Raw genomic sequence first — 9176 nt, forward strand, 5'->3', positions numbered from 1 at the left:
AGTGACGACCCAGGTGAATCCGGTGGCCGCCCGAACAACTCCGGCGCCGGCCCCGGCGGACCCGGCAACGGATCCGGCAAGCCCGGCGCCGGCCCCGGCAAGCCCGGCAACGGATCCGGCAAGCCCGGCAACGGATCCGGCAAGCCCGGCGACTCGGGCGACGAGCCGGGCGACGACGACACGTCGGGCGGCGGCGAGGTCCGCAGGACGGCAGTCCACGGTCCGCCGCCGACGGCGGCTCGGACCGGGCCGCCCGATCCCGTTCGGCAGCGCGCTCGGGCCGCTGCTGCTGCTCGCGGTCTGGTCACTCGGCTCGCTGACCGGCGTGCTCGACGAACGGACCCTGTCGGCACCGTGGACGGTGGTGACCACCAGCGGCGACCTGATCGCCAGCGGCCGGCTCCAGGAGAGCCTGCTCGTCTCGACCCAGCGGGCCGGGCTCGGGCTGGCCCTCGGGGTCCTGATCGGCACCGTTCTCGCCCTGACCGCCGGGCTCAGCCGCTGGGGCGAGGCGGTCATCGACGGACCGGTGCAGATCAAGCGGGCGATTCCGGCGCTGGCGCTGCTGCCGCTGCTGATCCTCTGGCTCGGCATCGACGAGCAGATGAAGATCGTCACCATCACCCTCGGCGTCTTCGTACCTGTCTACATCCACACCCACAACGGACTGCGCACCATCGACCAGCGCTACGTCGAACTCGCCGAGGCACTGCGGCTCGGCCCCGGCCGGTTCGTCCGGCGGGTGGTCCTGCCGGGCGCGCTGCCCGGGTTCCTGCTCGGGCTGCGCTTCGCCGTCGTCTCCGCCTGGCTCTCCCTGGTGGTCGTCGAGCAGATCAACTCGACCAGCGGGATCGGCTACATGATGGAGCTGGCCCGGCAGTACGGCCAGACCGACATCATCATCGTCGGGCTGGTTCTCTACGGCATCCTCGGACTGCTCTCCGACGGCGCCGTCCGACTGGTGCAGAGGAGGGCGCTGTCATGGCGACGCACCCTGGCGGACTGACCCTCGACGACTCCACCGGGCTCGACCCCGTGGTCCGGGTACGCGGGCTGAGCCGTCGGTTCGGTGGGCGTACGGTGCTGGACGACCTCGACCTGGAGATCGGCGGGAACGAGTTCGTCGCCCTGCTGGGTCGAAGTGGTTCGGGCAAGAGCACCCTGCTCCGGGCCCTGGCCGGGCTCGATCCGGACGTGGCCGGCGACGGGCGGGTCGAGGTACCGGAGAACTCCTCGGTGATCTTCCAGGACGCCCGGCTGCTGCCCTGGCAGCGGGTGCTCGCCAATGTCGTACTCGGGCTGAGCGGGCCGGGAGCGGTGCAGCGGGGTCTGGAGCGGCTGGCCGAGGTCGGGCTCGCCGGGCGGGAGCGGGCCTGGCCCAACCAGCTCTCCGGCGGGGAGCAGCAGCGGGTCGCGCTGGCCCGATCACTGGTCAGCGAGCCCAGGCTGCTGCTCGCCGACGAACCGTTCGGCGCGCTGGACGCGCTGACCCGGATCAGGATGCACGGTCTGCTGCGGGAGCTGTGCCGACGACACCGACCCGCCGTGCTGCTCGTCACCCACGACGTCGACGAGGCGGTCGCGCTCGCCGACCGGGTACTGGTGCTCGACGCCGGCCGGATCACCGTCGACACCGCCATCGAACTGCCGGGCCCGCGTCAGCACCGGCATCCGCGCTTTCTGGAGTACCGGGAGCGGCTGCTCGCCGCGCTCGGGGTGACCACGGACGAAGGGACGATCCCATGAGCGAGCAGAGCGAGGCGGCGTCATGACCAAGCGGAGCGGCACCCTGCACCTCAACGCGTTCCTGATGGGGGTGGGGCACCACGAGGCGGCCTGGCGGCTGCCCGAGAGCGACCCGTTCGCGCACACCGACGTCGCGCACTTCCAGGAACTGGCCAGGATCGCCGAGCGCGGCAAGCTGGACTCGCTGTTCCTCGCCGACAGTCCGGTGCTGTGGAACAACGTCGGCCGTCGGCCGTCCGGCGCGCTGGAGCCGACGGTGCTGCTCACCGCCCTGGCCGGGGTGACCGAACACATCGGACTGATCGCCACCGCCTCGACCACGTACAACGAGCCGTACAACCTGGCCCGGCGGTTCGCGTCGGTGGACCACGTCAGCGGCGGCCGGGCCGGCTGGAACATCGTGACCACGGCCGGTGCGGACGCGGCCCGCAACTTCAACCTGGACGACCTGCCCGCACACCGGGACCGGTACGAGCGGGCCGCCGAGTTCATCGACGTCGCACGCAAACTCTGGGACAGCTGGGCCGACGACGCCCCGCTCGGGGACAAGGCGGCCGGAATCTGGGGCGACCAGGACCGGATCTTCCCGCCCGGACACGTCGGGCGGTTCTTCAAGGTCGCCGGCGCGCTCAACGTACCGCGCGCACCCCAGGGCTATCCGTTGCTGGTGCAGGCCGGTTCGTCGACCGACGGCAAGGAGTTGGCCGCCCGGTACGCCGAGGCGGTCTTCACGGCACAGCAGACGCTGGCCGAGGCGCAGGCCTTCTACGCCGATCTCAAGGCCCGGACCCGGGCGGTGGGCCGGGACCCGGACGGCATCAGGATCCTGCCGGGCATCGTGCCCGTCATCGCCGGCACCGAGGCGCAGGCGCGGGACCTGGAGGACGAACTCGACCGGCTGATCAGGCCCGAGTACGCCATGCGCCAACTCGCCACCACGCTCGGCATCCCACCGGACGACCTCGACCTGGACCGGGAACTGCCGGCGGAGCTACCCGACGAGGACCAGATCGAGGGCGCGAAGAGCCGCCGTACCCTGATCGTGGCGCTGGCCCGCCGGGAGCGGCTGACCGTCCGGCAGCTGATCGGGCGGCTCGGTGGCGGTCGCGGGCACCGGACCTTCGCCGGCACCCCGGAGCAGGTGGCCGACGCGATCGAGGACTGGTGGCGTCACGGAGCCGCCGACGGGTTCAACATCATGCCGCCGGTGCTGCCCTCCGGACTGGTCGCGTTCGTGGACCACGTGGTCCCGATCCTGCAACGGCGTGGCCTGTTCCGGACCGAGTACACCGGCCGCACGCTGCGGGACCACTACGGGCTGCCCCGGCCCGCCAACCAGTTCCAGCGCGGCGCCGCCGTGCCGGTCCTCGTCTCCTAGGAGCAGTGACATGGTCGACTACCGCCCCTTCGGCCGTACCGGCGTCCTCGTCAGCCCGCTGACGCTGGGCGCGATGAACTTCGGCAGTCGGGGAAACCCGGACCACGCCGACGGCATCCGGATCATCCACCGGGCCCTCGACGAGGGCATCAACGTGATCGACACCGCCGACGTCTACTCCCAGGGCGAGTCGGAGGAGATCGTCGGGAAGGCCCTCGCCGACGGCCGTCGTGACGAGGTCTTCCTGGCGACCAAGTTCCACGGTCAGATCGGCGAGAATCCGCACCACCGGGGCAACTCGCGGCGATGGATCATCCGGGAGGTGGAGCAGAGCCTGCGCCGGCTGCGCACCGACTGGATCGACCTCTACCAGGTGCACCGGCCCGAGCCGGGGACCGATTTCGACGAGACCCTGGGTGCGCTCAGCGATCTCGTCCGGCAGGGCAAGGTCCGCTACCTCGGCACGTCCACGTTCGAGCCTTCGGAGATCGTCGAGGGGCAGTGGATCGCGGAGCGGCGGGGCCGGGAGCGGGTGGTCAGCGAGCAGCCGCCGTACTCGATCCTGGCCCGGGGGATCGAGCGCGAGGTGCTTCCGGTGGCCCAGCGGTACGGCCTGGCGGTGATCCCGTGGAGCCCGCTCGCCGGTGGCTGGCTCGCCGGCGGCTACCACCCGGGGCTGACCGAGCCGATCTCCCGGCGGGCCGAGCGCATTCCGGCCCGGTTCGATCCGCGACTGCCGGCGAACGTGCGGAAGCTCGACGCGGTGCAGCAGATCGCGGCGCTCGCCGAGGAGGCCGGACTGTCGCTTATCCACCTGGCCATCGCCTTCGTCCTGGAGCATCCGGCGGTCAGCTCGGCGATCATCGGGCCACGCACGATCGAACACCTGGAGTCCCAGCTCGGCGCCGCCAAGGTGACGCTGTCCCGGGACGTGCTGGACCGGATCGACGAGATCGTGCCGCCCGGTACCACGCTGAATCCGGCCGACGCCGGATACCTGCCGCCGTCCCTGGCCGAGCCCGCGCAGCGCCGCCGTTCGGAGCGTCCGGGCGGCGTCGACGGGAGGACCGCATGAGCGAGGTCGTCGTCGTTTCCGGTAATCCGCGCCCCGGGTCTCGTACCCGGGTGCTCGCCGAGTCGGTGGGTGCGGCGGTCGCCCGGCGCGAGGGTGTCTCGTCGCCGGTCGTGGTCGACCTGGCGGAATACGGGCCGGCGCTGCTCGCCCCGGACGACGTGCGGGTGGCCGGAGGGCTGGCCAGGGCCCGCGCCGCCCGGGTGCTGGTGGTGGCCACGCCGACCTACAAGGGCAGCTACACCGGGGTGTTGAAGGTCTTCCTGGACGGGTTGCCGCACCAGGGGCTGGCCGGGGTGGTGGCGGTGCCGGTGACGGTGGGCGCGAACCGGGAGCAGGCGGAGCAGTCGGGGCGGCACCTGCGGGGTCTGCTCGCCGAGCTGGGTGCGCAGGTACGCCCCGGGCTGGCGGTGACGGAGGCGGACCTGGGTGATCCCGGTGTGCCGGACCGGTACGTGGCCGCCCTGGCCGACCGGGTCTGAACCGGGGGCGGCCGGAGGGTCGTCACGGCGTCGGCTGTCGGCGATCCTCCTTCCCGGATCGCTCACTCCGGTCGGCGCCGCCGCAGCAGATAGGTGTCCATGATCCAGCCCTTGCGCTCCCGGGCGGCCCGCCGTACGTCCACGATCCGGGGTCCGACCTCGGCGAGCGGGCCGGCGACCAGGATCTCGTCCGGCGTACCGAGGTACGCCCCCCAGTAGATGTCGACGTCGGGCTCGGCGACCCGGGTGAAGGTGCAGTGCGCGTCCAGCATCACCACCAGGTCGTCCACCTCCGACGGCCAGCCCTGGGCCAGCAGTCTTCCGGTGGTGACCTGGAACGGCCGACCGACCCGGTTCAGCCCGATCCGGTGTCGTGCGGCCAGCGTCGAGACGCTGCTCACCCCGGGGATCACCGCGTAGTCGAAGTGGACGGTTCCGTCGGCCAGCATCTCCTCGACGACGCCGAGGGTGCTGTCGTACAGTGCCGGGTCACCCCAGACCAGGAAGGCACCACAGCCGTCCTCGGGGACCTCGTCCCGGATCAGTGCCCGCAACAACTCGGCCCGCCGCCGGCGCCAGTCGTCCACCGCGCTGACATAGCCGGCGGTGCCGAGATCGCTCCGGTCCCGGTCCGGGTCGCGCAGCTCCACCACCCGGTGCCCGGACTTCGTCGGATGCCGGCGGAGGATCTCCTGCCGCAGCCCGACCAGGTCCTGCTTCTGCGCCCCCTTGTCCAGGACGAAGAAGACGTCGACCTCGCCGAGTGCCCGGACCGCCTCCAGGGTGAGCTGTTCGGGGTCGCCCGCGCCGATTCCGATGACCAGGATCTTCCGCATGAGCTACGTCCCCTGACCGACCGGCCGCTTCGCCGACCGGTCCCGGCCGGCGGAGTAGAGGTAGCTGTCGGGGAAGCCCTCGGCCGCCAGTACCTGCCCGACGATGATCACGGCTGTCCGGCGTACACCGGCCCGCTCGACCTGGTCGGCGATGTCCGCCAGGGTGCCTCGCAGGACGACCTCGTCGGGCCTGCTGGCCCGGGCGACCACCGCCACCGGGCAGTCGACGCCGTAGTGCGGCACGAGTTGCTCGGCGATCGTCCGGGCGCGGCCGACCGCGAGGTGCAGGACCAGCGTCGCGCGGCTGGCCCCGAGGATCGCGAGGTCCTCGCCGGCCGGCATGGCGGTCGATCGGGACTGGGCCCGGGTCAGCACCACCGTCTGCCCGACCGTCGGCACGGTCAGCTCCCGGCGCAGGCTCGCGGCGGCGGCGGCGAAGGCCGGTACGCCGGGCACGATCTCGTACGGCACGTCCGCCTCGTCGAGCCGGCGCATCTGTTCGGCCACCGCGCTGTAGATCGAGGGGTCACCCGAGCAGAGCCGGGCCACATCCCGGCCGCTCCGGTGGGCGTCGACCATCAGCGCGATGATCTCGTCCAGGGTGAGTTCCGCCGTGTCGACCAACTCCGCGTCCGGAGGACAGGAGTCGAGCAGCTCGGCCGGAACCAGACTGCCGGCGTAGAGGCAGAGTTGGGCACGGGCCAGCACCCGCTGTCCCCGTACCGTGATCAGATCGGCGGCACCGGGCCCGGCGCCGATGAACGTGACAGTCAAGGTTTTCCCACCATCCATTGCACCAGGGCGCGGGCCGGACGCCAGGCCGTGAAGCTGCCCAGCGGCTCGGCCCGTTCGATGCCGAGCCGGGTCAGATCGCCGCCGAGCCGGGCCGCCCGCGTCGTCAGCTCGCGTTCCCCCTCGATGGTCACCGCGTGGGCCACCAGCCGGCCGCCCGGCACCAGCGCGGCCCAGCAGGCGTCGAGGACACCCTCGGTGGCCAGTCCGCCGCCGACGAAGACCGCGTCCGGCGCCGGCAGCCCGGCCAGCGCCGCCGGGGCCCGGCCCCGCACCACCCGCAGCTCCGGTACGCCCAGCGCCGCCGCGTTGGCCGCGATCCGCTCGGCCCGGTCCGACCTCGCCTCGACCGCCACCGCCCGGCACGTCGACGCGGTCCGCAACCACTCGATGCCGATGCTGCCCGATCCGGCGCCCACGTCCCAGAGCAGTTCGCCGGGGGCCGGGGCGAGCCGGGACAGGGCGAGTGCCCGCGCCTCCCGCTTGGTGAGGGCGCCGTCGTGGTCGTACGCCTCGTCGGGCAGGCCCGGCACCGTCGACCGGAGCAGCGCGTCCGGTCCCGCCGTGGCGTGCACCGCCACGATGTTCAACGGATCGCCGGGCGGATGACCCCAGGCGTCGGCGATCCCGTCGACCCGGTTCTCCCGCGCGGCACCCAGCGACGACAGCACCGTCACCGCGCTCGCCCCGTAGCCGGCGTCGGTGAGCAGACCGGCCAGTGCCGAGGGCGTCGCCGCGTCGGCACTGAGCACCAGGATCCGGCGACCGGGGGAGAGCACCCGGCGGATCCGGGCGAGGTCGCGACCGACGGCGCTGACCACGGTGACCCGTTCGACCGGCCAACCGAGCCGGGCACAGGCCAGCGTGATCGACGACGGATGCGGCAGCACGCTCACCCGGTCGGCGCCGAGCAGGTCGACGAGGTGCGCTCCGACACCGAACCACATCGGGTCCCCACTGGCGAGTACGCAGAGTCGTCGCCCGGCGTGCTCGTCGAGCAGGCCGGGCAGGGCGGGCAGCATCGGACTGGGCCAACTCACCCGCCGGGCCGGCAGGTCCGACGGAAGCAGGTCGAGTTGCCGGCGTCCGCCGAGGACGACCTCGGCCGTGCGGAGCGCGGAGCGGGCCGTCTCGCCGAGCCCGTCCCAGCCGTCCGCGCCGATCCCGACCACGGTCAGCCCAGGCCTGGCACTCGTCGCGGTCACGACGCGGAACGTTAGCCGACCCGCCGCCGATGGTGCCCTGCTGGGTGGGCTGTGTCATCATCGGCGGCGACGGCGCGGCGAGGAACTCCGGTGGGTCGGTCTGCGAAGACCGGCGAATCCGGGGCGGTCCCGCCACTGTGACCGACCAGCGGGTCGGAAGCCAGACACTCCGCCCCCGTCCCGTGTCGGTCCCCCCGGACGACGCGGTACCGGACCGGTCGCGGGCGTGGACACCCGCGAGGTAGGAGGTTGCCCGTGCGGTCGTACCCGTTCTCCGCCGTCGTCGGAATGGACGACATGGTGCTCGCGCTCACCCTGAGCGCCGTCTCCCCGGCCATCGGCGGGGTGCTGATCCGGGGCGAGAAGGGCACCGCGAAGTCCACCATCGTGCGGGCGCTCACCACGCTGCTGCCGCCGGTGACCGTGCTTCCCGGCTGCCGCTTCTCCTGCGATCCGGCCGCACCGGATCCGACCTGCCCGGACGGACCACATCCCGGCGGTACGTCGGGCGGCACACAACCCGGCGTCTCGTCGGGCGGCACGCAGCCCGGCGGTACGGCGGTGACCCGACCGGCCCGGCTGGTCGAGTTGCCCGTCGGCGCGACCGAGGACCGGGTGCTCGGAGCGTTGCACCTGGAACGCGCGCTCCGGGACGGTGTCACCGCGTACGAGCCGGGGCTGCTCGCCTCGGCACACCGTGGACTGCTCTACGTCGACGAGGTGAACCTGCTGCACGACCACCTCGTCGACGTGCTGCTCGACGCGGCGGCGATGGGTCGGGCCACGGTGGAACGGGAGGGAGTGTCGATCGCGCACGCCGCCCGGTTCGTCCTGGTCGGCACGATGAATCCCGAGGAGGGCGAACTCCGCCCGCAGCTACTGGACCGGTTCGGGTTGACGGTGGAGGTGGCGGCGAGCCGGGACCCGTCGGTGCGGGCGGAGGTGACCCGCCGACGACTCGGTTACGAGGCCGACCCGGAGGGCTTCGCCGACCGGTACGCCCCGGCGGACGCCGAGCGGGCCGAGCGGATCGCCACCGCCCGCCGGCTGCTGCCCTCGGTCCGGCTCGACGACGACGTCCTGCACCGGATCGCCACCCTCTGTGCCTCGTTCGAGGTCGACGGCATGCGGGCCGACCTGGTGACCGCCCGTACCGCGATGGCGCACGCGGCCTGGAGCGGCCGGTCCCGGGTCACCGCCACCGACATCCGGGCCGCGGCCCGGCTCGCCCTGCCGCACCGGCGCCGCCGCGACCCGTTCGACCCGCCGGGCATCGAGCAGGAACGGCTGGACCAGGCGCTGGCCGACGCCGGACTGGACCAGCCGGACGGCCCGCCGCCGGGAACCGATCCGCCACCGCAGGGGCCGGGCCCGGACGATCCCGACCCGGGCGGACCGGGCGGCTCGCCGACCCCGGACGACATCGAGCGGGAGATGCCGTCGGCTCCGGAGACGGCACCTGCGTCGGAGACCTCGCCGGCGGCGCAGACCGGTGCCGGGGCGGGCGGGTCGAACGGCCTCCGGATGCCGGGGGACCCCGGCGGGTCCGACGCGGCGGACGAGCCACGGCAGGGCCGTGAGTCCGCCCCGACCGCTGGCCGGGCGCTCGCGGCGGACCAGCCGTACCGGGCCAGGCTGCTCGTCGTACCCGGGATCGGCGCGGGT

Annotated in this window: 9 protein-coding genes; 6 read left to right on the forward strand and 3 right to left on the reverse strand. The window is 73.2% G+C overall.

Annotation, left to right across the window (positions count from 1 at the left end):
• The first annotated feature begins 1 nt into the window (after position 1).
• Genes I0C86_RS45310 through I0C86_RS40010 form a run of 5 tightly spaced genes read left to right on the forward strand, consistent with a single transcriptional unit; the run spans position 2 to position 4678 of the window.
• Positions 2 to 1006 carry an ABC transporter permease gene (locus I0C86_RS45310; protein WP_323374148.1) on the forward strand — a complete coding sequence of 335 codons (1005 nt, stop codon included), beginning with the start codon at positions 2 to 4 and terminating at the stop codon, positions 1004 to 1006.
• Positions 982 to 1746, forward strand: coding sequence for an ABC transporter ATP-binding protein (locus I0C86_RS39995; RefSeq protein ID WP_196206520.1), 765 nt, complete (start codon positions 982 to 984; stop codon positions 1744 to 1746). Before I0C86_RS45310 ends, I0C86_RS39995 begins: the two co-directional genes overlap by 25 nt.
• A 22-nt stretch (positions 1747 to 1768) precedes the next feature.
• Positions 1769 to 3124, forward strand: a complete 1356-nt coding sequence (locus I0C86_RS40000; RefSeq protein ID WP_196206521.1) for an LLM class flavin-dependent oxidoreductase — start codon at positions 1769 to 1771, stop codon at positions 3122 to 3124.
• A 10-nt stretch (positions 3125 to 3134) separates the two neighbouring features.
• Positions 3135 to 4199: an aldo/keto reductase gene (locus I0C86_RS40005; RefSeq protein ID WP_196206522.1), complete on the forward strand. Its 1065-nt coding sequence runs from the start codon at positions 3135 to 3137 to the stop codon at positions 4197 to 4199.
• The gene (locus I0C86_RS40010; protein ID WP_196206523.1) at positions 4196 to 4678 is read left to right on the forward strand and encodes an NADPH-dependent FMN reductase; all 483 of its coding nucleotides are present in this window, start codon (positions 4196 to 4198) and stop codon (positions 4676 to 4678) included. The genes I0C86_RS40005 and I0C86_RS40010 overlap by 4 nt, the downstream gene beginning before the upstream one ends.
• 62 nt (positions 4679 to 4740) lie before the next feature.
• On the opposite strand, the gene cobF is transcribed toward I0C86_RS40010, so the two are convergent.
• Genes cobF through cbiE form a run of 3 tightly spaced genes read right to left on the reverse strand, consistent with a single transcriptional unit; the run spans position 4741 to position 7511 of the window.
• Positions 4741 to 5514, reverse strand: a complete 774-nt coding sequence (gene cobF, locus I0C86_RS40015) for a precorrin-6A synthase (deacetylating) (protein ID WP_196206524.1) — start codon at positions 5512 to 5514, stop codon at positions 4741 to 4743.
• 3 nt (positions 5515 to 5517) lie between these two features.
• The gene (gene cobM, locus I0C86_RS40020) at positions 5518 to 6288 is read right to left on the reverse strand and encodes a precorrin-4 C(11)-methyltransferase (protein WP_196206525.1); all 771 of its coding nucleotides are present in this window, start codon (positions 6286 to 6288) and stop codon (positions 5518 to 5520) included.
• On the reverse strand, positions 6285 to 7511 hold the full coding sequence (cbiE, locus tag I0C86_RS40025) for a precorrin-6y C5,15-methyltransferase (decarboxylating) subunit CbiE (protein ID WP_196206526.1): 1227 nt from the start codon (positions 7509 to 7511) through the stop codon (positions 6285 to 6287). Before cbiE ends, cobM begins: the two co-directional genes overlap by 4 nt.
• Before the next feature lie 288 nt (positions 7512 to 7799).
• On the opposite strand from cbiE, the gene I0C86_RS40030 reads away from it, so the two are divergent.
• On the forward strand, positions 7800 to 9176 hold a 1377-nt coding region (locus I0C86_RS40030; protein ID WP_196206530.1), incomplete at its 3' end, for an ATP-binding protein.

The sequence above is a fragment of the Plantactinospora alkalitolerans genome (genome assembly GCF_015690345.1).
GTDB classification, from domain to species: Bacteria; Actinomycetota; Actinomycetes; order Mycobacteriales; family Micromonosporaceae; genus Plantactinospora; species Plantactinospora alkalitolerans.

Bases quoted from the DNA above. Each gene is read 5' to 3' on its own strand.
- I0C86_RS39995 (WP_196206520.1), top strand. From the start codon at position 982: ATGGCGACGCACCCTGGCGGACTGACCCTCGACGACTCCACCGGGCTC.
- I0C86_RS40000 (WP_196206521.1), top strand. From the start codon at position 1,769: ATGACCAAGCGGAGCGGCACCCTGCACCTCAACGCGTTCCTGATGGGG.
- I0C86_RS40005 (WP_196206522.1), top strand. From the start codon at position 3,135: ATGGTCGACTACCGCCCCTTCGGCCGTACCGGCGTCCTCGTCAGCCCG.
- I0C86_RS40010 (WP_196206523.1), top strand. From the start codon at position 4,196: ATGAGCGAGGTCGTCGTCGTTTCCGGTAATCCGCGCCCCGGGTCTCGT.
- cobF (WP_196206524.1), bottom strand. From the start codon at position 5,514: ATGCGGAAGATCCTGGTCATCGGAATCGGCGCGGGCGACCCCGAACAG.